The sequence below is a fragment of the Clostridium sp. 10cd* genome, from assembly GCF_044336395.1.
GTDB lineage: Bacteria > Bacillota_I > Bacilli_A > Erysipelotrichales > Erysipelotrichaceae > Clostridium_AQ > Clostridium_AQ innocuum.
Genome location: NZ_CP172347.1, coordinates 4,529,320 through 4,551,892 on the forward strand (window position 1 = coordinate 4,529,320; position 22,573 = coordinate 4,551,892).

Genomic DNA, 22,573 nt, shown 5'->3' on the forward strand with positions numbered 1-22,573 from the left:
ATATCCATGTATGCCAAAGCGAGAGCGATGGAGTAGAGGTACAGTGAACGTACCAGTTACGTGTATCTGAACACGAACAAAACGTTTTGATGAATGTGCAGGCATTCATTGGAAGCCGCCTGCTCTTTAGCTGGCGGTAGTTCACAGCAATCTTGGTACAAGCGCTCATGTGATGGCAGCTAGTGTTGAGGGCTTTGCTAAGGAAGATATTCTAGTACAAAGAAATATATCCTGAGATTATTGCAGGTACTGTAATTGCATGGAGATGAAATATCTCCTACTCACAGCCTGAACATAAGGTGATAAAGGAAATGAATGCCTTTTAGGCATGCATATATATGCAGTATAGGTATTGGACATGATATAGTAATAAATTATAGAATAAATGTGTAAGTTAAGCTTATGCATTTATTTTTTTACGCTGAGGAGGATGATAGTATGAAAAAAAGACTAGTGGCATATTTCAGTGCAGGCGGAACAACAAAAAAAGTCGCAGAAATGATTGCCAATTGTGCAAATGCAGACTTAATTGAGATTACTCCAAAGACACCATACACAGAACGTGACCTTAACTGGATGGATAAAAAATCCAGAAGCAGTATAGAAATGAGTGATAAGACATACAGACCTGAATTACTTGATATAGATATAGACATGAATACCTATCATGAGATAATATTAGGATTTCCCATCTGGTGGTATGTTGCACCGACAATCGTACATACATTCTTGGAAAAATATAATTTCTCAGATAAAAAAATAATTTTATTTGCTACCTCCGGTGGAAGTGGATTTGGAAATACGATGAGAGAATTGCAGCCTTCTGTACCAAACAGTGTTATAGAAGAAGGAAGGATATTTAACAACACAACCAGACAGCAAATAATGAAATGGGTAGAAACATTATAAAAAATGGAGAGATGTAACATGAAGAAGATAATACAAACAGCAGGAAGAAACGCATTAGAAGAATTTGCACCACAATTTGCCCATTTTAATGACGATGTGCTTTTTGGAGAAAACTGGAACAATCATGATATCGATGTGAAAACCAGAAGTATTATAACCGTTGTCGCTCTTATGGCATCTGGTATTACAGATACATCATTAAAATTTCATTTACAAAATGCAAAAAGGCATGGTGTTACGCAGAAGGAAATTGCTGCCATTATCACACATGTTGCATTTTATGCAGGATGGCCGAAGGGATGGGCTGTATTTACTTTGGCAAAAGAAGTATGGAATGTGAACGAAGGTGATTTACCTTATGAAGATGCAGCAATGCGGGCACATGCAAAAGACATGATATTTCCAATCGGAGATCCAAACGATGATTTTGCAAAGTATTTTTCAGGAAGAAGCTTTCTTGCACCTGTTTCAACTTCCCAAGTGGCAATTTACAATGTGACATTTGAACCGGGTTGTCGCAACAACTGGCACATCCATCATGCGAAGAGCGGTGGTGGACAGATTTTAATCTGTGTTGCAGGACGCGGGTTTTATCAGGAAGAAGGAAAAAGTGTAATAGAAATGAAAGCAGGAGATTGCATCAGTATTCTGGAAGGAGTTAAACATTGGCATGGAGCAGCATCAAATGAATGGTTCTCTCATCTGGCGATAGAAGTACCGGGAATTGAAGTATCAAATGAATGGTGTGAACCTGTTACGGATGAGCAATATTTGCAATTGGAATACGAAAAGAAAAGCTATGAACTCTGACACAAAGTATCACTAACAACAAATACTGCGGCTCGGACTTGGAACAGCTATTATTTGCAGCTGTAAGAGCTTTTATTATGTTTGCACTTGAAAAGACAGCACTTTAAATATGTTTCCATGAGGATTGCACATCAAAGCCTTGTGTTTGATTGTCTCCTATCCGTACTTCAAATCTGTACCTTGTAAAGTATTATCAGAAGCATATGCTTTCATCACTTGTATTTAAGCAGCTTAGCATTTCAGCTATCGCTGGTATGTATGAAACACAAGTATCAAATCCGGTCACAACCCGGAACAGGGGGTATTGTTCAATGAGAAAAGGAAGGTGTCAAATATGAAAAGAATTCTGACTACAATTATATACATTATATGTTTAACAGTACTTGTTGCATGTAGTCATAATACAACAGGTATACCAGCATCTGAGAAAAACACAGCGCAGGAGAATGATCTCAAAATAGCAGTTGTATATTTTTCAGCAACAGGTAATACGAAAGCTGTAGCAGAATTGATTGCTGATGAAGCTAAAGCGGATATCTATGAAATTATCCCAGATAAAAAGTATACTGAAGATGATCTTAATTATAATAACGATAATTGTAGAGCTAATCTTGAAATGAAGGATGATGCTTCAAGGCCTTCCATTAAGAATGATTTGAGTGCTATAACAGAGTATGATGTGATTTATCTTGGATATCCTGTATGGTGGGGAACAAATCCGAGAATTATTCAAACAGTTTTAGATAAATACGATATTAGTAACTCAAAAATATATACCTTCTGTACATCCGGAGGCAGTGGTATAGAAAGCAGTATTTCAGATTTGCAAACTATGTATTCAAACTTGAATATTGTTGCAGGCAAAAGATTCGATAATCCTACAGAAGAAGATGTTAAAGCCTGGCTGGAAAGTATAGGATAAAAATCTTATATTCAGGTTCAGTTTAAAAAGTGGGAAATTATATATATGCAGTTTGAGTTATAGTATATTTCATATCCGATTTATACAGAAGAATTAAATAATATGCTTAATTATAAGGGCTGAGCCTTATATCAAGGAGATACTACATTAACATAAAAGAATACTTATCTGACAGGCACAGATGCGGTGATAGAAGGTCTTACATCACTCTTGTATCATGCAGTCATGCAGACATAAGGATAAAGATAATATTATAGGATAAGTAATAGAAGATCGTGTTAATGCCGCCATTCCATATGGGAATGACGGCATTTTTGTCTGTTTAAAAAGTCCAATTAAATCAGGTGCTTCTTTAAAAAACAAGCAGCGCTTATTTGATAAGAATCTAATGATCTGAGCCCTTTGTATGCTTGAAGGCGCATCGAGGTACGCATGAAATAGCCCGCTTCATAAGAGTTTGAGCATTTCTGCGAAATAGCCTCCGCCTTACTTTAGACCAATGTTTTTTTATTTTGGCGATGAAAATGTTATTGAAATTCCAAAAGCTCGTTTATTCTTATCATCAGCTCATCATATGGAGCTGTCGCAAAATCTGTCACATCCAGCTGCAGGGTCGTCCCCAGTGCAAAGGTTCCATATCCCCGGCAGGTACAGCGCTGTATGAATTCATCATAATCCAGCAGATTGTCCGCTTCCTCATGACTTGTCAGCTGTATTCCCTTATGATATTCCTTTAGGATATGCCCGAGGTGACGGGAAGCGTCCAAATCCCGTTTTTTCTGCCTTTCAAATAGAACATCCAGATCGGCAATCATGCGAATCGTAATAATCTGTACATGATGCTTATCACAGACCTCCTGCAGCTGATCATGCTGTTTATAGCTGAACGGATAATCGCTGAGAAGACTGATTCCCCGTGTGAATTTCCACTCCATTCTATGATAGTATTCCACCCAGCTTTTCTGAATCAGCTCTTCCTTTTCCTGTTCATTGCGGAAACCGTAGGCATCCCAGAACTCTTCCTTGATCTCATCCGGTGATAAAATTTCAAAGCCGGTAAACTGCTTCATTAACAGCTCTGCCAGATAGCTTTTACCCGTACCGGGATAGCCGGCAAGCAAAATCAGTGTCTGCTTCATGAACGAACCTCCTGTTATATGGCAAGCTCAATCTCCAGATGGTAGGTATCTGCACGATAATAGGTACAGACACATTCCCTTGGATGATTATCCTTATCAAAGGATATGCGGCGTATATAAAGCAGCGGACTGCCGACAGCAATGTGCAGCAGCTCTGCCATTTCTTTGTCTGCCAGAATGGAATAGATTTTCTGCTTGGCAAAGGACCATTGAATCTGATAGGCATTGGAAAGAAAGACACGCAGAGATTCTTTCGAAAAATCATGCTCCATGACTTCCGGTACAAAGGACTGCTCGAAATAATTGATTTCCAGATAGAACGGCTCCTCCCCCGCATAGCGTACACGCTTTATGCGAATGATATCACAATCATCAGATAGCTGAAGACACTCCGCGATATCCTTGGGCGCTTTCATTACTTTTTTGATTGATCATTCGTTTTACGGCGATAACTTGATCCACTCTGTTTTTCCTTGTATAGCGGACTACGCGCTGTGGTGATGTATTGGGCTGTGCCGATATGACAAAGGTTCCGTACCCGCGCTTCTTACTGACAAGCCCGTCATTGGCAAGCATCTCCATCGCTTTCCGTGCGGTTGCCCGAGATACATGATAGGTATTCATCAGCTCGCTCTCCGCCGGTATAATGCAGCCTACAGGATATTTACCGCTGATGATGTCCTGAAACAGAAGATTATACAGCTGATAATACAGCTGTTGTCTTCCACTGAAATCCAATGCACCCATGATGATCCCTCCTCATTCTACTGCCTTTTTAATCCATCCATTCTCCGCCTGTCAGATTGATGGACTGCCCTGTCAGATAAGCGGAATTATCTGTCAGCAGAAATACTGCCGCATTGATAACGTCCTGAAGATCAACCAGACGATGTATCGGGATATTCTTTTTGAAATACGGCATGACCTCTTCCGGATCAATGCCTTTCTTCTGTGCATATTCATATTTCAGCTTTTCCCACATTTCCGTGTATACAATTCCCGGACATATGGAATTTACACGTATATTGCGATCCGCAAATTCCTTTGCAATGGACTGTGTCAGTCCCTGCACACCAAACTTGCTTGCACAGTATACGGTCTGCCATGCGCTTGCCTTCTTACCGGACAGGGAGGACATGTTCAATATGGTTCCCCCACCATGCTTCAGCATTTTTTCAATCGCAACCTGACAGCACAGGAAGGTAGCCTTCAGGTTGACATTGATTGTCAAATCCCACAGCTCCTCACTGCTTTTCAGAAACGGTACCATTTTACTTACACCGGCGGAATTGATCCAGGATGTGATAGCTCCCAGCTCCTGCTCCACTTCATCGGCAGCAGTCAGAACCGCCTGCTTGTCTGTAACATCAACTTTTTTATAAACCGCTTTTCCATTTGCGTCCGTGATACTGTCCGCAACAGCCGATCCTCTTGCTTCATCCAGATCAAGGATTGCGATACCGGCACCTCTTTCCGCAAAATCCTTCGCCATGGCAGCGCCCATACCACTGCCGCCTCCCGTAATTACTATTACGCTTCCTTCCATTCCTTCATGATTCATATCTATCCACCATCACTCTCTATTTTCTACTTCAGATATTCCTTAACACTTACCGGTTTGTCCTGCGGCATCACCTGTATGAAGACATTTACATTCTTCTCCAATAATTCAGAGAACGCCTTATTTTCCTCAGGACTTGTTGAGATATTCTTATACAGCACACTTCGATCAGCTCGGGCACCCATGCCTCCGACATCCACTTCCTCAATGGCAATGCCGTGATCTACCAGATAGTTTAATGCTTCCGGCCCCTTGACCAGCAGAATCGTCGGTGCGTCCAGTCCCTGTTCAAAGAACTGCACACCTTCTTCCTTGGTGAAGATTCCTATTGCGATTTCTTCCGGTATTGCCATCTCCAGCACCTCGATCATATACTCATCATTCGCTGTTCCGTCATCCACGATTACCACCTGATCCGCTTTTCTGTTCCTGATCCAGGCAGTCATCACCTGTCCGTGAATCAGACGGTCATCGATTCTTGTTAATACTAAGTTTTGCACGTTGTTTTTTCTCTCCTTTCTTGAATACCGTTGTCTTTACGCCAACTGTACTCGATATGCCTGCTTTATCCGCAAGCTCCTCCAGCGTTGTTTCTTCGCTGCGCTCCAATGCAAGCGTCAGCAGCATCGGCATATTCATACCGGAAACAAGCCCGAGTTTGAAATCCTTTGAAAGATATGCGGCACTCTGGAAAGGTGTACCACCTGCAATATCAGACAAAACGATGGTTCCTGAACCGCTGCCGTCATCGGCTTCCCGCATGACAGTTTCAAGCTTTTCACGATAGGCTTCCGGAGACTCACCCGGAATGAGAGGCACCGCCCTCACTCCGTAATCTCCGCCTGCAATCATCTGCAGGCTGGCAAGCAGACCTTCACAGAATGCGCCGTGACTGATCAAAATGATATTTACCATAGCTGTCCTCTTTCGCCTTCTATCCTACATAGCCCAGAATACCGCTGTAATAGCCTGCGATACCTACCAGGAAGATTGCGATAATGATCCATACAGTATTGATTTTCTTCTTCAGCATCCACCATACAAGCAATGTGATTCCCAGCGGAATCAGACCCGGAGCAAGAGAATCCAGTACACTCTGAATTGTGGTTGTTCCTTCTCCTACCTTGATTGCGAGCGGAGTATTTACCGTGACTCTGGTTGCGGCCATGGATCCGACAACCATCAGACCTACAATACTGAAGGAGTTGATGATACGGTCAATCGTACCGTTTTTAAGAATTTTCAGCAGTGATGTTTTTCCCTGCTTATAGCCGGTCATAAACATGAAGTATCCGCAGCCGAAGATTAAAATTTCAAAGATTGCAAAGGACAGGATCGGTCCTAAATAGCTTCCATCCAGCGCCATGGAGCACCCGATACCAAACAGAATCGGGAACAGGATTCCCTGCATGACCGTATCACCGATACCGGCAACCGGCCCCATCAGACCGGTACGTACAGCATTGATATCCTTCTCTGTAACGTTTTCACCATTCGCATGTGCCTCCTCCATGGAACAGGCGATACCGTTGATGATCGGTCCTACGGTGAATACTTCAGAATTGTAGAATACCATATATTTTTTCAGTTCTTTTACACGTTCTTCGTTCGTGTCATACAGCTCACGAATCGGTGTCAGCATCAGGTTGGCAGCACCCAGAGCCTGTAAACGCTCATAGTTGTAGCAGGCCTCGGTACTCGTTGTCCATAACCATGTTTTAACAAGTGTTTTCTTGGAAAGCTTTTTTGTATACTCCGGCAGTTCAGCTGCTGCAGCCTGATCAGCCGGCTGTGAAACCTCGATCGTTTCTGTTTTTTTATTTAATGAGAGACGTTTTACCTTCTTCGTTTCCGTCTGCTTCTGTGCAGTATTGCTGTTCAGATACATAACAAGTGCAATGATTGCAGAGAAGATGGAGATTGCAGTAAGTCCCAGACCGGAATATACGGTCAGAAAGAAGCCGCTGAAGAACCACGGAATCAGCTTTTTCTTACCCAGATAGTTCAACAGCATTGCAATACCCAAGGCCGGCATGATACCGCCGACAACCTGAAGTGCACTGATGACACTTTCCGGAACGGCATTGATCAGATCGCTTGCCCAGCCGCTTCCGGATACAACCAGAAGGAAGGCAGGAATTCCATACAGGACAAGTGCCATACAGAAGGAAGGCACGAAGTTCATAAAACGCACACCGCGCAGATTGCCCTTTTCCAGCAGCTTATCCGCCTGATGAATCCATGCGGCGTTGACTGTCATATATACCTGGTTCAGCAACAGTCCAAACATACTGAACGGAATCGCAAAGGTTACGGCCATCGTCGGATCGGCGCCGGATAAAATCGTCATCGCCGTACCGAAGATACCTGCGACGATGGTATTGCTCGGCATGGTTCCACCTGCGGAAATCCATCCCAGATAAATCAACTGAATGTTGGCCCCCGCCAGCATACCGGTCATCGGATCCCCCATGAACAGACCAACCAGCGTACCTGTGGTCAATGGATAAACAAGACATTTCGTGACAGGGCCGAAGAACCACCACTGCCCCATTGTAGCTAATAATGCAACTAAGATTGCTGATAACACCATAACTATTTCCTCCTGTTAGTGCTCACCGCTTACGGAAACCAAGACCTTCCCTTTTCTTGCATAACGCAGGGTCTTTAGTTCCTCTCCCATTTCCTCCAAGGTAAGCTTTGCACTTATTATTTTCTTTGTATTGATCTGTCCGCTTTCCAGCAGGTGCACGGCACGCTCGCTGCATAGCGGATTCAGAAATGACGTATAAATACTGAGTTCTTTTGTATAAGCCTCAAACTGATTGAAGCTGATTGGCTGCTCTGGATCCCCCAGGCCGAAAAGCAGTACCTTCGCATATTTCCCCGCAATGCGAATTGCCTGTTCCATGGTGGATTTTAAGCCGATGCATTCAATGACATAATCAATGTTTTCCTGCTTAGCGACTTCCTCGATTTCCTGATCGCTGATGGCCATGGTTGCGCCCAGCTCGAGAGCAAGTCTGCGTTTTTCCGCTTCCCGCTCAATCACAATGATTTTGGCAGCACCTGTTAATCGAATAAGCTGCAGCATCAAGGAACCGATGGCCCCCATACCATACATGGCAACCGTTTTACCGCTTTGTATCCCGATCAGATCCATACCGTGGACCGCACAGGATAACGGCTCCGTAAAGGCCGCAGCCTCCAGATCCAGTGTATCCGCTATATGATATACATTCTTTTCCGGCGGATAAACATATTCCGCAAAGCCCTTGGCTACGCCATGACGCTCCAGACAGAAGTTTGGCAGTCCCTGCTGGCACCAGATACATTTTCCGCATCCCCAGCTGGGATCACAGGCAACACGATCCCCAACCTTAAAGTATTTGCACTCAGGCCCTACCTCTGTAACGATACCGGAACACTCATGTCCCAGAATAATGGGTGGTATGACAACACTTGCGCCGTTTTTCCCCTGAAACTTATGAATATCGGTACCACATAATCCGCACCAGGCAACGCGGATTTTTACTTCATCCGCTATCGGCCTACGCTCTGGTATATCACGCACCTCATATCCATAATCTCCGGTATAATATCCAGCTTTCATATGTTATTCACCATCCAAATTCTTAAACAGATGAATTTTTCGCTCCACGATTTCCGTGATGGTATCCAGGCATGGTACGACATTATCGCGATTGGATATGTTCTCGCGATGTTCATCATAGCACTCTCTGGATTTACGATTCCAGCCGACCAGCAGCTCAGTACCGACATTAAACTTGCGGATGCCCAGATCAATAACACGTTTTACATCCTCATCCTTAACACCGGTTCCTCCATGAATGACAAGCGGAATATCAACTACCTCCTGCAGTTCCTTCAGACGTTCAAAACTAATATTTGTTTTTGATTTGTACTGACCGTGGCTTGTACCGATTGCCACTGCCAGTGCATCGATACCCGTCTGCTTCACAAACTCAACCGCATCCTCAGGATCCGTGTAACAGGCATCGTCCTGGCTCACGGCGATACCGTCCTCAGTTCCGCCGACAGTTCCAAGCTCCGCCTCCACACTTACATTGCGAGCTCTGGCATAATCGACAACCCGTTTCGTCCCCAGAATGTTTTCCTTTAAGGGAAGGGATGATCCATCAAACATAACGGAGCTGTAGCCGGCATCAATCGCCTTGCGTATCTCATCATAATCCCTGGCATGATCCAGATGAAGAACGACATCGACGCCGTATTCCTCGGCCATGGAACGGCAGACTGCGACAAGATTTCTATGCCCGACATAATTGGCAGTTCCACAGCTTGTCTGAATAATAACCGGGGTTTTCTGATGTACTGCAGCCTTAATAATGGCCGGCAGCATCTCCAGGTTATGCGTATTGAACGCCCCAATCGCCATGTGCAGCAACTCTGCCTCCTTCAGCACTTCCTTTAATGTTGTATACATAATTTCCTCCTTTAATAACCTGTATGCAATGGAGAATCTGCATCCTCCTTTTGTGGTGATCCTGTATATCCAGCGTTAACTTTCTGAAATATACGAATATCATAATATCAAAATATACGTACGTTTTGATTTACAAGCACATTATACTTGATTACATAAAAAATACAGCGCTTTCACGCTGAAAACACATTCTGAAATTGTGATAAATAGTAAAATTCATGAATGGCCATTCATGGTACAATGATAGAGAAAACACACAGGGAGGTAAGCATATGTTTATACAAATTGATAAAGGTATATATGAAAAGCTGTCAGAAGCGGAGAAGGGGGTCATTCAGTTTTTAAACCAGAATGAAGAAAAGATTCCCTATATGAGCATCACCAATATCGCAGAGAAAACCTTCACATCACAATCAACAGTATCCAGAGCGATTCAGAAATGCGGTTATCAGGGGATTTCCCAGCTGCGCTATGCGATTTCTCAGCAGGAGCAGATGAAGGAGCATCACGAATCCAGCTATGGAGTAAATAATATCCTCGCAAAATCATATCGGGAAAGTACAAAAACGATTGATAATATCAGTCCGGTTGCCATGCTGAAAACAATTGAATACATCAAGCAGGCAAAGCGTATATTCATCTTTGCCAGAGGCTTTACGGCATTGATCGCAGAGGAATTTCAAATGTACCTGCAGCTGCTGGGCTACAATGCCATCATCGTTAAGGATGTGAAATGGATGGAGAATACCGAACGCATTGTCACAAAGGACGATATTGCCTTTATTCTATCCCTGCGAAATTCCACGCCGGAGCTGGCAAGAAGCGCCAGAGCTGCAAGAATGAAGGGTGCCAAGGTGATTACCTGCTGCTGTAAATCTCCCTGTGAGCTGGAGAAATTTTCAGATATCACGATTTACGGCCATTCCGAGCAGATTATGAAGGCCAGTGGAATGACGGTGTATTCAAGGATACCGCTGCTGATCATCACAAGGACGATTATTGAATACATCGGGCAGTGATGTGCGTTTTAACATTATTTTCTGTATTATATGAACGGATTTCACAGAAAAGCAAACACAGATTTCCATTCACCACAAATACATGCAGTTCACAACAAAGTCCTTTACATCCTTCTTTTAATATGTATATAAGCTGTTGGATAAAATATGATGGCTTGCTTAATTGAATTCCTACCTTGTTCAGAATACCATTGAATGAGAAAACATACAAAAGCGGGAAAAAAGGTTTTTACTTAATTCCATAAGTATGGACATTCCCAAGTAAAATATGCTTCATCACAGATTACTAGTATGTATCATAACCTATACGTTTACTTCTTCAAAATACGCGCTAAACTGTTAATATCCAGCAGCAGATTAACCGTCTGAAACCTTCCCTTGTAAAATACAGCCCAGTTATTGAAAACACACGGTACATTTTTTGCTTTTTCTAATGTATCAATCAAATGAAATGTTACAGGAATGTCATGCATTTCACAATACTGCCGTATAATATCTACATTTTTCAAAACGTACGGGCATTGCATGTCATAGAAAACCGTTAGCTCCTGATTACAAATGTGCTCTTGTTTCGCGGATGTACAAAAACGGGGCAGCGTACCGTCAAAAGATAGTGCCAGCAGCTGATAGCCGCTTTCAGTAGTATCTGCGACTTGAAATCCATAACTTTGTATAAAGGCTTGATCTGTGAGCCAGGCTTTCTGCTTCCTTGCTCCGAGAACACATATACCGGATTTTTTATTTGCTTTGGCGTCTGCGATACAGTATTCCAACAGCTGTTTTCCATAACCTTTCCCTTTATACTCCCCGACAGCCCACAAGCAGTATATATAATAATACTGATTTCCCTCGACAGGTACCCAGGCGGTTTCAAGCGGTGCATATTCAATAAAAACGGTTCCCTTTACATTTAATTTCCTAAACACATGTCCTTCTTTCAGCCTATCTGAAAGCCATTCTCGTTTTGCTGTTATCCCAGGATGCGACTTTCTGCTGCGTATGATGCAGCATAGGTGTTCGTCTGATACATTTTCCTCTGTTAAATTGATAAAGTCATTCTTCATAAATCTTCCTCCTTATTTTCATTCTTATTCATTTTAAATGTGTAACGTATGACACTCACAATACATAAAAGCATCCGTATAGAATTCTCATTTTTTTGTCCATGATATCAAATTGGTCATATGAGTATGCGATATTAAAGCTGATTCTGTTATTCTCGCCGCTATATGTTATATCTTTTCTGCTTCAAGCTGCTGTAGTCAAAAACATAGCATTCCCCATAATGAATCTGATTTCTGAATGAGCATACTGCATACGGATACTATGAAAGCTTGTATTTACTTTTATCAGAAAACTATTTTATTTACTTCTTCATCAGCCGCATAGCTTCTATCATACAATTATAAATCAGATTGACAATTAAAGCTTGATCCCAGTTGCTATTCACTTTGTCGCAAACAGAAATAGATTCATTCATATGCACAGTTAAAGCTGATGATGAATTACATCAGCTGTTTCATTAAATATGCAGGGGAATTCACGAATTTTCTCTGCCAGATTACACAGCTCTTACTATAAGATAAGAAGTTTTTTTCCAATCCTACAAAAATACATGTATATCCAAAATATCTTCTTACCGTAATTTTTTAAGGGAGTCAGCCCCTTTATTCATATGTTCTGACTATCACAGGATTTTTAATTCTACTGTAAGAAAAATGTCCAAGGACATTCCAAAAGACAAAAAGCAAAGATAGATAAATATATATGCAAATTCCTACAATATATGAAAAAGCCATCCAATCGCCTTCTTCTGACTACTTCAGATGAAGATCCTTATGGATGGCTTCCTTTATTATACTCTATAGCTTCTTCATATTTCTGAAGCTATTTCATTAGCCTAAGCTTTTATTTATGATTCGTCAAGTCCCTCTTCCCCATTGGATTCCATTACACGCTTATACCGCTCAAAGGAATCTTTTTTATAGCGTTTTTTGCTGCCGCTTCCATCATCATTGATATCCACATAAATAAAGCCGTAGCGCTTGCTCATCTGACCGGTGCTGGCGGCTGTAATATCAATACAGCCCCAGGATGTGTAACCCATAACATCCACCCCGTCTTTGATTGCTTCTCGCACCTGAATCAAATGATTTTTAAAGTATTCTATACGGTAATCATCATGTATCTTACCATCAACCAGCTCATCATGCGCACCAAGACCGTTTTCTACAATCATCAGTGGAATCTGATAGCGCTCATAAAGCTGATTCAGAATAATACGCAGGCCAACCGGATCAATCACCCAGCCCCAGTCGCTGGCTTTCAGATAAGGATTACGGAGAACTCCCAGCATACGCTCATCCTCTGTCAGATCACTGACCTTTTCCGGATTTAACGGAGTCACTCTTGAATAATAGTAGCTGAAGGAGCAGAAATCAACGCTTCCCTGTGCAAGTACTTCAGCATCACCGTCCTCCATAACAATTTTAACTCCCTTTTCTTCAAAGAAACGATTTGCATAGGATGGGTATGCTCCACGTACACATACATCGGTATAAAGGAAAATCTCATGGTTCGCTTCAATACTTTCCATAACATCCTCTGGTTTGCATGTATTGGCATAGCTTGGAATCGCATTGATCATACAACCGATTTTCATTTCCGGATCGATGCTGCGTGCTAGCTTTACTGTCAGTGCGCTTGCAACCATCTGATGATGTGCTGCCTGAAACATGATCTGTTCCTTATGCTCCCCTTCTTCGAATTCAAGACCTGCCGCATACCATGGAATAACACTGCAGAAATTGATTTCATTAAACGTGATCCAGTATTTTACTTTTCCTTTATAGCGTTCAAACAGTGTTTTCGCATACTTTACATAAAGATCAATCAGAATACGATTTCTCCATCCGCCATATGCCTCTACCAGATGCAGTGGAAATTCGTCATGTGAAATGGTAATCAGCGGCTCGATACCATTTTTCAGAAGCTCATCAATCACATTGTCATAAAACTGCAGACCCTTTTCATTGGGCTCCTCCTCCACTCCGGTTGGATAAATTCTTGTCCATGCAATCGACATGCGGAAGCACTTCATACCCATCTCCTTAAACAGTCTGATATCCTCCTTATAGGTGTGATAGAAATCAATACCGCCATGGGAAGGATAAAATACATCCGGCAGAATCTTATGATCCTTTGGTACCGCCTCTCTGCTGCCATGTGGAAGAATATCCACAATGTTTACACCCTTGCCATCCTCATTCCATGCCCCCTCAAACTGATAGGCACTGGTTGCGCCACCCCATAAAAACCCTTCCGGAAATTGTTTATCTTTTTTCATTATATCTCTCCTCTATATCTCTCCTCTCATGTAATATGTATTTTCTTCATAAATGCTGTATAGCTGTCACATTCCAATACCTGTGCAAATCGAATAGGATCATCAAATACATTCAGTATCAGATCATACAGCTTTGGAACCTGATCAAAGCTCTTGTGCAAAGCAAACATCAATACAATGTTCACTTCAAAGCCATCCCATATAACGGGCTTCCTCAGCAGTGCGACAGCGATGCCGTTTTTCTTTGCTGTTTTTTTCGTTGTATGCGGAATTGCATATCTTGCGCCAAAGCAGGTAGGTGCAATTGCTTCTCTTTCATAAATCTGTTCCTGAAAATCGGCGTCCACATACCCCTGTTCCTCGAGTAAGCTGCAAAGATAGGTAATCACCTCATCCTTGGTAGTAAGCTGTGAGGGAATACAAAACAAATCCTCCTTGAAATAATTATGGATCATGATATTTTCATAAGACTTTTTAACGCGGACACTCTTTACAATACGCTCAATTTTCTCATATTCTTCATCCTGAAGATAATTATCAAGCTGAAAGACAGGTACTCCCATTTGCTCACTGGTTGAGACCATTGTCACAATAATATCCGGCTTCTCGGTATAAAGCGCTTTAAAATCAAACATGGAGAAGCAGCCGATCATCTCGACATCTGTTAAAGCCTGTAATCTCTGCTGTATGATATGTGTTACAGAATTTCCATACGGATTGATCAATGCGATACGGACAATGGAGGTCTTTATACTTTTGATACCGTTCATAATATGCAAGGCGATAAAGCTGATTTCGTTTTCATCCAGAACATAGCCTGTTTGTTCCTGAAAGCGTATCGCTATATATGCTGCGATATCATATATAAGAACAAAGCTCTGCTTCAGCTCTGACAATAATGGATTTTTTATCAGCATACCATGCTTACAGCGGTTTCTCAAATTTTGAAGATGCAATGCCAGATTATCCATAAGATCCTGATTTTCAGTAAAATTGATACTGTAAATATCATAAATTTCCCTCAATACTTCATGCAGAAACTGCATAACTCTCACATCATCCTGTCCTGCATTTCGTTTTTTGAACAATGCACAAATCTGCTGTGTACCCTCTGCAGTGAATTGAATACGCATTCTTTCCCTTATCGCTTCAAGTAACGGCCTACAGCCCTGATCACATATCGAAGCACGATCCTCTTCCATGCATATATAAGAGGTGTTACTGATATACATCAGCATATGCAGCAGGATGGAAAACAGATTAAAATCAGAAACAGCAAGCTGCTGCCTGTGGATAAATTCCATCAGTATCTCAGAAAGCCTATAGACATCCACATTTTCAAAATAACGATCCAATATTCCAACATCAAAGCGCTGATCCTCACTTTCCTCCAATAGGAAATAAGTCAAAACCCTTCGTTTTTCTATATCATCACAATTCAGAAAGAGATGATTTTGTTTTCTTGTAATCCTCAGTGTCCGAAATTCCTTCTGTATGCGTTCATTCAATATCCGTATATCCTTATTCAGTGTAGAGGGGCTGATATAAAATCTATCCGCAAGCTCATAGTAATCCACATGCTCATTGAATAGAATTTCCTTCAGTATTTTTATATCTCTTCTCCCCTCATCACCAACGATATAGTTCTGCCTGATCCAGGCATCCTTATCACGCACTACATACCCTTTTCCTTTCAGAGAAGATATCATGCAGGCTTTTGATTTCCTATTGATTTCTGCTATTTCTCCGTGTATTGTTTTCTCACTGACCTTTAAAAGATTGGCAAGTGTCGCTGCAGTACAATATTCGGATTCCTTCAGTAGTATATCAACCATCTTCATTTGTCGTTTTGACAGACTGATCTCCATGATATCTCTCCCTTTCCATGTTATTGTTTCCAGGTAAATGCGTAATCGTGATTCATCAGATATGGTGTATAATAGGCAACCATACTGGATAACGGCAGGATATCCTCATGCAACTGAATACCGAGAACATCCTGTATATATGTTCTTCTTTCCAGCATGCGCTCCCAGCTGTTTGGATACTGCTTTTTGATTTCCTCTTTCAATACCGTATCCGCAAGAACAACGCCGTTTTCACAGCAGCAGCCCGGATATCCTTCTACAGACGGAATGATATCAATCTGCAAAAGCATACCGCTTTTCAGCTTCAGCCTTGAACCTTCGTAAATCGGGCTGCTTAGCCATTCCTCATCCGCAGTGAGGTGTCCGGGATTCAACTTCCAGCAGAAAATATCCTTCGGCAGAATATCATCAACCAACGCATATACCTCTTTCCCCTCCATACCGATATGGAGATGCTCAAGCCATGTGCAAACAGCTGAGAAATATGGTTTTGCGATTTTCTCTTCATAATCTCTTACTGCGGAATCAAGGTCTTCTCGTTTATAGGCGGCAAACGCTGCTCTGCTGGCAAGACCACCTTTATACCCGACGGTTAGTGATATTCTCTCTCCTGTCTGTATCGGCTTGTTCATAGGATACAGATTGGCTTTTTCAAAGCGTGTCCCGCTGGAACAGATGGTCACAACATTGTGTATCTGACCTTCGGATTCCAGCAATCCTCCGATTTCAGCTTCTGTTTTTCCCGGCTTCAGAGCAAGCATCGCCCGCTGAAGACCTCTTGCTGCAAGGATCTGCCCATACTCATAATGTGCAATTTCATTTGCATTATTGACCGTTCTTGCACCATCCTTTGGAGAGATGAATATATCCGTTGCATTGCTTATCTTCACTTCACAAGCTTTCAATGCTTCAAGAATGTAATAGGGTATGTCAAACAGCTCTTTCTGTAAACGGTAGAAGCCTTTCCATCCAACCACACCGAGATGCATACCGTTCTTAACGCCTGCCTTAGCTAACACACTTTTTAGATCCTCTTCCTCCTGAAGCGGCTGGTCAGGCAGTGAGAAATAAGACATATGCAGACCCTTTGCAGGTATTCTTGCATGCTTGGATAATGAAAGGACCTCATTCCCCAGTAGAAGATATGCATCTTCATTTTTATGAAGAATCAGTAAGGCTTCTTCAAAACGCGGTATAAAACCGGTAAGGTATTCAAAATTGCCACCATGCTCCACATCTGCATATACGGCAATACAGTCCAGTTTTTTCTCCTGCATACGGTGAAGAATCTTTTGCCGTCTTTCCTGCATGGTTTCATCACTAAGCAGTACCGGTTCTCCTGTCTCCTCCTTCGGAAACGGAATTTTATCTAAAACTACGTTTTCATAACGCTGATCCATGGTGATTCCCTCCTTTTTCACGACTGGTATTATTTTTTTCTCTTCTGTCATAACAAGTCCGTGGTCAGAAAGCTTCACGTACGGACATACAAGCAAATTCAATATTGTGATTCTGGATACCGGATTTTCCAAATAGCTGTTCCCCAGCTTATGAAAGGCCTCCGCCATTAGTTCCACGTTTTGTGATACTGTTTCCATACATTCCGTGCTCATCAGTCCGGCAACAGGAAGAGCCAGAGATGCAAGAATATTTCCCTGTGAAACTGCACAGAAGCCTCCATGCATATTCATAACCTCCTGTACGGCCAGATACCCGTTTTCAGGTGTATCATAAACCACACATACATTATGACTGTCATGAGAGATACTGCTGGCAACAGCACCATGATCAATACCGAAATTCTCGACGATACAAACCGCCCTTTGTGTGCGTCCATAGCGGTTGAATACTGCGGCATACATTTGTTTTTTATCCTTTTGAAGCAAAACCCTTCCATCCTGTATCGGGCATATACGTGTTTTCAGATGGGATGTAGCTATATATTCAGATGCAAAGCTTAGGATATTCAGCTGTGCATACGGACCCTTTGCTTTGATAAGGAAATCCTCCTGCTTCAGGGCCTGCATTTGGATAGTATTTCTGCTGTTCAGCTCGCGGGTATAAGAGGATAAAACAATTGGCGATGTCAGCTGTTCCTTCTTGCTGACAAGCTTCCCTTCAAAAAATACTGCATGCACCTGCAGATCCTCCACATTATTCAACAGCACCAGATCGGCTGCATATCCGGGAGCAATCGCACCGAGATGCTTACATCCGCTTTCCTGTGCCACACGGTAGCTCGCTGATAACAGGGCTTCCTCCACAGGCATTCCAAGAGATACGGCTTTTCTTACCACATGATCCAGATGTCCGTATTTTCCGGTGACATTACAGCGTCGGTCATCCGTACAGAAGCATATGCGGCTGTAATCATTAAATTCTTTGCAGACATCCAGAATCTCTTTCATACGCCCCTGTGTGTTAGCCTCTCTGATATCGATCCACATACCCTTTCTGTATTTATCAAGAGCCTCCTGTTTCGTTTTCACCTCATGATCGGATTGCGGCCCTGCATTTACATACGCACTGAGACGGTTCCCCTCCATAAGAGGTGCATGTCCCTGCAGATAGCCTGCATGCTTTTTAGCAGCAAGCAGTAAATCATGTATACGCTGTTCTCCCTGCAAAACTCCCTCATAATCCATCACCTCACCCAGTCCGGCTACACGCGGATGCTGAAAGAGTGCTGTATAATCCTTTGCGAACAGTTCAGCATTGGAAGATTCAAACCCCGGAAGACTTGGAACACAGGATGGAAGTGTCAGCAGCATACGCATAGGGAGATCCTGTGAAGCAGCAAGCATATACTGAATACCTTCCACTCCCATTACATTTGCTATTTCATGGGCATCCTCCAGTACAGTCGTTGTCCCGTGCGGCAGAACCATAGCGGCATAATGTTCCGGTACAAGGAGCGAGCTTTCAATATGTGTATGTGCATCAATGAAGCCCGGACACAAAATTCCGTTCAGCTGTAATCGCTGCTTTGAAGGCAGTGCCGAATTCTTTTTATTATATTCCACATGGGATATAAACCCGTCGCAGATGTAGACAGTTGCTTCCAGGAATTCTTTTGTAAATACGTTGAAGATGCGGCACCCCTCAATAGCCAGATCATTCTCTACATTTCCCAAAGCCGCTGCAATAAGCCGTTTTGTATCCTTTGGTTGAAACGCAAGCATGGTTATTCCTGCATTTCGTCCTGCTGTTCAATCAGCAGCTGCTGCTTTTCATACATTTTCATAAACGGAAAATATAACAGCATATCTATGACAATCAGAACAGCTACAAGAATGACAGCCTTGAAATCCCCGGTGGAGAAATAGGCGCCGAAGATACTTGGCATATTGAAAGAAAGCATCGCATAGGTTTTTCCAATCAATCCTGTATTCAGACAAAGGAATGCTATAACTGCATTAACTACAGATACCAGTGAACATGGTATGAAGAAGATAGGATTCAGCATAATCGGAAGACCAAATGTAATTGGCTCAGATATTCCAAAGAATGCCGGTATGATTCCCACCTTACCAACGACTTTTAAAAGCTTCGATTTGGAGAAACACAGGATAATAGCAAGCGAGAGACAGGAACCGACACCTCCAATGCAGATGAAATATACCCAGAAGGCTTCGGTCAATATTGCTGTAGGCGCTATTCCTGCCGCAAGCTGTGCAGCATTCTCTGAAATGTTCATCATCATAATCGGTCCCATCAGTCCCCAGAAGGTTGCATTATGGATTCCAAAGAACCATGCTGCATTGATAATAAAGGTCATAAGGAGAATAAACCACAAGCTGTCAGTCGCTTTGATTTGCGGCGCTATAACAGAGCTGAGCCACATGGCAAAGGTGGTATCCATGTTATGGAAGATGATAAACATTACCAGATACAACGACATGATCAGGATTGCGATGGATAAGGAGGCAAAGGTTTCGGATAGGGATGCAGGAACACTGTCCGGCAGCTTGATGCGCCCAAAGTTTTTTGATTTAAGAAATCTGTAAATTTCAACCGTCACAATGGAAACAAAGATTCCTACCAGAAGACCTTTTCCATCCAGAAAGTTCAAATCGGTAAGAGATAGCCCATACTGCAGTTTTTCAATTCTCACTGCCAGCATGAATACTCCGAATACAGTGATAAAGTTTGGAATCAATTCCTCAATTTTATAATTCTTACACAGATAATGTGTAATACCAAGTGCAACATACAGTGTGATAAAACCAAGACTTAAAACTGAAATCCATGAGAACACATAGCTGTAATCTGCCACAAAGCCAGCCCATGCGAGCAGAAAACCGTTCGTTGTCTCTTTTGTGACAGGTGCTGCGGAAATAACAGCTGACAAGCCGCCGAACACCATGATTGGAAGGATTGTCATAAACGTATTACGCAGTGCAAGCAAATGTATCTGTGTGCTTAGCTTTCCAGAAAATTCAAGTACTTTCGCCTCTATTCTGTCCTTCATACTTTCCATTTTTATTTTCTCTCTTTCATAATTTTTTTAACATCATCAATTACACCCTTTGCATTCATCAATCCGTAATGTGACGGATTCATGCTTACAACCGGAACTGACGCATCAACAAACTTTTTGATTCGCGGGATTTCATGACGTATTTGCGGTCCAACCAGAATCAGATCACACCCCTCCAGGTAGTTCATGAAATCTCCATCACCGTATGCCTCAACATAACAGTAACCATCGGATTTCTCATTCATTTTTTTTGCCATCATTGCTGTGGACATGCCATTGTTACAAACCAGAATAATCTTTAACATGAAGTATCATCCTTTCGTTTCACTCATACAGTGAAATAACTCTCTTGTCATCTGATAAATGATTTCACTCGCCATCATCTGATCCTCCGCATGAACCATTAACAGACTGATCTGATCGAATTCCCCATTTGCAGATTGCTTCAGAATCCTACTGTGTGCCCGCTTAGCTGTATAGAGATTTTCCTCGGCATCCTTGTACTGCTTTCTGCCAGCTTCTTTATCACCATCACGATAGCTTTGCAATGCTTCAAAGCACAGCGATCTTGCTTCCCCGCTATAGGAAATGATCTGCATCAGGGAAATTTCCAATTCTTCCATTGCTATGCCTCCTTTCATGTTCAGTATAGCACCGCCGGAATTTCTTTGTTTTCTTTTACTTCAGCTGCAAGAGGAAATATTGTAAAACTATGTATAATTATGCATAGAAGGCTGCGACTGCATGCTGATAATCAATACACAGAAAGAAACAAAAAAGCAGCCCGCCCCTGTATATCGGCTGCCGCTGCTTCTTCCCTGTCCGTATTCGTTTTTATTGCGTTTCTCTGTACATCTTTATATTTATACGATTTCTTTCAAATCGTCAAGACTTTTCAGTATATAATTGCACATTGCCTTTATTTCCTTAGTAGGCTGTACTTTATCCGGAATCATAACCACTGTGGTACCTGCACCAAACGCTGCCCGAACACCGTTTAGGCTGTCCTCCACTACAAGGCATTCCTGCGGTGAAAGATTCAGCTGCTGTGCAGTCTTTAGATATACATCAGGAGCCGGTTTTCCGTGTGTAATCATTTCATCACTGATGATAGCTTCAAAATAATGCTGAATACCCGCATTGTTCAAATTAAATTCCACATCCTCCGCTGAAGCACTGGTTGCCATTGCAATCGTATACCCTTTTGCCTTCACGGTATCCAGAAGTCCCTTTACATCCCCCATGAGTGGTACACCATTTTTCAGCTTCTCTTCTTTTTTGAACTGTGTATGAAGACTACATGCTTCTTCCTGCGGCCAGTCCTTGGGCATATAGGAATCAAATACAACCTGCTGATCCTTTCTCGTTCTTCCAATTAGAGATAAAATAAATTCATCGCTTGTAGGAAGCTGAAGGGTTTCTCCCACCCTTTTCCATGCCTTCATGGAAATGGTTTCTGTATCAAAGAGTGTACCATCCATATCAAAAATTATCGCTTTCCAGTTTCTCATAGCTTTTCCTCCACATCAAAAAGCCCTATAGCTGTCTATAGGGACTTAATCATCATCGTCATTATTTTTAGCCGGCAGCTTGAACACCTGTTCTCCAGGCTTGCTGACCATGTACTTACCTCTGGCAAACCGCTTCACATATTCAGGATTTTCCAGATTCTGCTTTTCCTTGGAAAGATCATCCTTTTGATTTTCCAGAGAGTTGATCATCTCTTCAGAAGAAGTGATTTCATCCTTCAGCTTCATTGTCATCATCAAATCAGAGCTTGCGGCATAAATCAGGAAGCATGCAATGAAGATAGCAGCAAGACTCAAAAACGTCTTAAGCTTATTTCTTTTTTTCTTTTTATCCTTTGCCATGCACATCCTCCTTATTCGCTGTAACCATATTATAAGCAGAGAACAGTATTTTGACAAGGCTTTTTTCCTGCTTTATAATCTGGGTTTAAATAGTTTTATATAAAGTTTCATAAAGACTGCATTTAGAGATATACTATCTGCAGCAGATGGCTTTCATACCTTATTCAGCATGATTTTTTG

General features: G+C 42.2%; 22 protein-coding genes. 4 read left to right on the top strand and 18 right to left on the bottom strand.

Going from position 1 to position 22,573, the window contains the following annotated elements:
* The first annotated feature begins 438 nt into the window (after positions 1-438).
* From ACG3M1_RS22505 to ACG3M1_RS22515, 3 genes are all read left to right on the top strand, one after another.
* Positions 439-909 carry a flavodoxin gene (locus ACG3M1_RS22505; RefSeq protein WP_009270020.1) on the top strand — a complete coding sequence of 157 codons (471 nt, stop codon included), beginning with the start codon at positions 439-441 and terminating at the stop codon, positions 907-909.
* An 18-nt stretch (positions 910-927) separates the two neighbouring features.
* Positions 928-1,719: a carboxymuconolactone decarboxylase family protein gene (locus ACG3M1_RS22510; RefSeq protein WP_008816097.1), complete on the top strand. Its 792-nt coding sequence runs from the start codon at positions 928-930 to the stop codon at positions 1,717-1,719.
* 334 nt (positions 1,720-2,053) lie between these two features.
* A complete protein-coding gene (locus ACG3M1_RS22515; protein WP_008816096.1) occupies positions 2,054-2,641 on the top strand; it encodes a flavodoxin in 588 nt (195 codons plus the stop codon).
* 527 nt (positions 2,642-3,168) lie between these two features.
* Here ACG3M1_RS22515 and ACG3M1_RS22520 read toward each other — a convergent pair.
* From ACG3M1_RS22520 to ACG3M1_RS22560, 9 genes are read right to left on the bottom strand one after another with little or no spacing between them, the layout of a single operon-like run.
* Positions 3,169-3,780, bottom strand: coding sequence for an AAA family ATPase (locus tag ACG3M1_RS22520; RefSeq protein ID WP_009270022.1), 612 nt, complete (start codon positions 3,778-3,780; stop codon positions 3,169-3,171).
* A 14-nt stretch (positions 3,781-3,794) separates the two neighbouring features.
* Complete coding sequence (locus ACG3M1_RS22525) at positions 3,795-4,196, bottom strand: GntR family transcriptional regulator (protein ID WP_395814642.1); 402 nt, start codon at positions 4,194-4,196, stop codon at positions 3,795-3,797.
* Positions 4,153-4,527: a GntR family transcriptional regulator gene (locus ACG3M1_RS22530; RefSeq protein ID WP_395814645.1), complete on the bottom strand. Its 375-nt coding sequence runs from the start codon at positions 4,525-4,527 to the stop codon at positions 4,153-4,155. Before ACG3M1_RS22530 ends, ACG3M1_RS22525 begins: the two co-directional genes overlap by 44 nt.
* A 28-nt stretch (positions 4,528-4,555) precedes the next feature.
* Positions 4,556-5,341, bottom strand: a complete 786-nt coding sequence (locus ACG3M1_RS22535; RefSeq protein WP_009588420.1) for an SDR family NAD(P)-dependent oxidoreductase — start codon at positions 5,339-5,341, stop codon at positions 4,556-4,558.
* A 26-nt stretch (positions 5,342-5,367) separates the two neighbouring features.
* On the bottom strand, positions 5,368-5,841 hold the full coding sequence (locus tag ACG3M1_RS22540; RefSeq protein WP_009588460.1) for a PTS system mannose/fructose/N-acetylgalactosamine-transporter subunit IIB: 474 nt from the start codon (positions 5,839-5,841) through the stop codon (positions 5,368-5,370).
* A complete protein-coding gene (locus ACG3M1_RS22545) occupies positions 5,810-6,256 on the bottom strand; it encodes a PTS sugar transporter subunit IIA (RefSeq protein WP_002606590.1) in 447 nt (148 codons plus the stop codon). The genes ACG3M1_RS22540 and ACG3M1_RS22545 overlap by 32 nt, the downstream gene beginning before the upstream one ends.
* A gap of 19 nt (positions 6,257-6,275) precedes the next feature.
* Complete coding sequence (locus ACG3M1_RS22550; RefSeq protein WP_257362651.1) at positions 6,276-7,934, bottom strand: PTS system mannose/fructose/sorbose family transporter subunit IID; 1,659 nt, start codon at positions 7,932-7,934, stop codon at positions 6,276-6,278.
* 15 nt (positions 7,935-7,949) lie between these two features.
* Positions 7,950-8,954 carry a zinc-dependent alcohol dehydrogenase family protein gene (locus tag ACG3M1_RS22555; RefSeq protein ID WP_009270027.1) on the bottom strand — a complete coding sequence of 335 codons (1,005 nt, stop codon included), beginning with the start codon at positions 8,952-8,954 and terminating at the stop codon, positions 7,950-7,952.
* A 3-nt stretch (positions 8,955-8,957) separates the two neighbouring features.
* Entirely contained in the window at positions 8,958-9,809 is an 852-nt protein-coding gene (locus ACG3M1_RS22560) for a class II fructose-bisphosphate aldolase (RefSeq protein WP_009270028.1), read from the bottom strand.
* A gap of 272 nt (positions 9,810-10,081) precedes the next feature.
* Here ACG3M1_RS22560 and ACG3M1_RS22565 point away from each other — a divergent pair, with 272 nt between their 5' ends.
* A complete protein-coding gene (locus ACG3M1_RS22565; RefSeq protein ID WP_021421016.1) occupies positions 10,082-10,828 on the top strand; it encodes a MurR/RpiR family transcriptional regulator in 747 nt (248 codons plus the stop codon).
* 311 nt (positions 10,829-11,139) lie between these two features.
* Here ACG3M1_RS22565 and ACG3M1_RS22570 read toward each other — a convergent pair whose 3' ends face one another.
* From ACG3M1_RS22570 to ACG3M1_RS22610, 9 genes are all read right to left on the bottom strand, one after another.
* Complete coding sequence (locus tag ACG3M1_RS22570; RefSeq protein WP_021421017.1) at positions 11,140-11,892, bottom strand: GNAT family N-acetyltransferase; 753 nt, start codon at positions 11,890-11,892, stop codon at positions 11,140-11,142.
* A gap of 848 nt (positions 11,893-12,740) precedes the next feature.
* Entirely contained in the window at positions 12,741-14,174 is a 1,434-nt protein-coding gene (locus ACG3M1_RS22575; protein ID WP_257362599.1) for a glycoside hydrolase family 1 protein, read from the bottom strand.
* Between the two features lie 26 nt (positions 14,175-14,200).
* The gene (locus ACG3M1_RS22580; RefSeq protein ID WP_154411004.1) at positions 14,201-16,042 is read right to left on the bottom strand and encodes a BglG family transcription antiterminator; all 1,842 of its coding nucleotides are present in this window, start codon (positions 16,040-16,042) and stop codon (positions 14,201-14,203) included.
* A 20-nt stretch (positions 16,043-16,062) separates the two neighbouring features.
* Complete coding sequence (locus ACG3M1_RS22585; protein ID WP_395814648.1) at positions 16,063-19,224, bottom strand: adenine deaminase C-terminal domain-containing protein; 3,162 nt, start codon at positions 19,222-19,224, stop codon at positions 16,063-16,065.
* 2 nt (positions 19,225-19,226) lie between these two features.
* The gene (locus ACG3M1_RS22590; RefSeq protein WP_009270050.1) at positions 19,227-20,522 is read right to left on the bottom strand and encodes a PTS sugar transporter subunit IIC; all 1,296 of its coding nucleotides are present in this window, start codon (positions 20,520-20,522) and stop codon (positions 19,227-19,229) included.
* Between the two features lie 2 nt (positions 20,523-20,524).
* Entirely contained in the window at positions 20,525-20,827 is a 303-nt protein-coding gene (locus ACG3M1_RS22595) for a PTS sugar transporter subunit IIB (protein ID WP_002606632.1), read from the bottom strand.
* Positions 20,828-20,833: 6 nt separating this feature from the next.
* Positions 20,834-21,145 (bottom strand): PTS lactose/cellobiose transporter subunit IIA, encoded by a 312-nt coding sequence (locus ACG3M1_RS22600; RefSeq protein WP_002606633.1) that lies wholly within the window; start codon positions 21,143-21,145, stop codon positions 20,834-20,836.
* Positions 21,146-21,385: 240 nt separating this feature from the next.
* Positions 21,386-22,033: an HAD family hydrolase gene (locus ACG3M1_RS22605; RefSeq protein ID WP_021421026.1), complete on the bottom strand. Its 648-nt coding sequence runs from the start codon at positions 22,031-22,033 to the stop codon at positions 21,386-21,388.
* Between the two features lie 45 nt (positions 22,034-22,078).
* On the bottom strand, positions 22,079-22,393 hold the full coding sequence (locus ACG3M1_RS22610; protein WP_002606636.1) for an FtsB family cell division protein: 315 nt from the start codon (positions 22,391-22,393) through the stop codon (positions 22,079-22,081).
* Between the last annotated feature and the right edge of the window lie 180 nt (positions 22,394-22,573).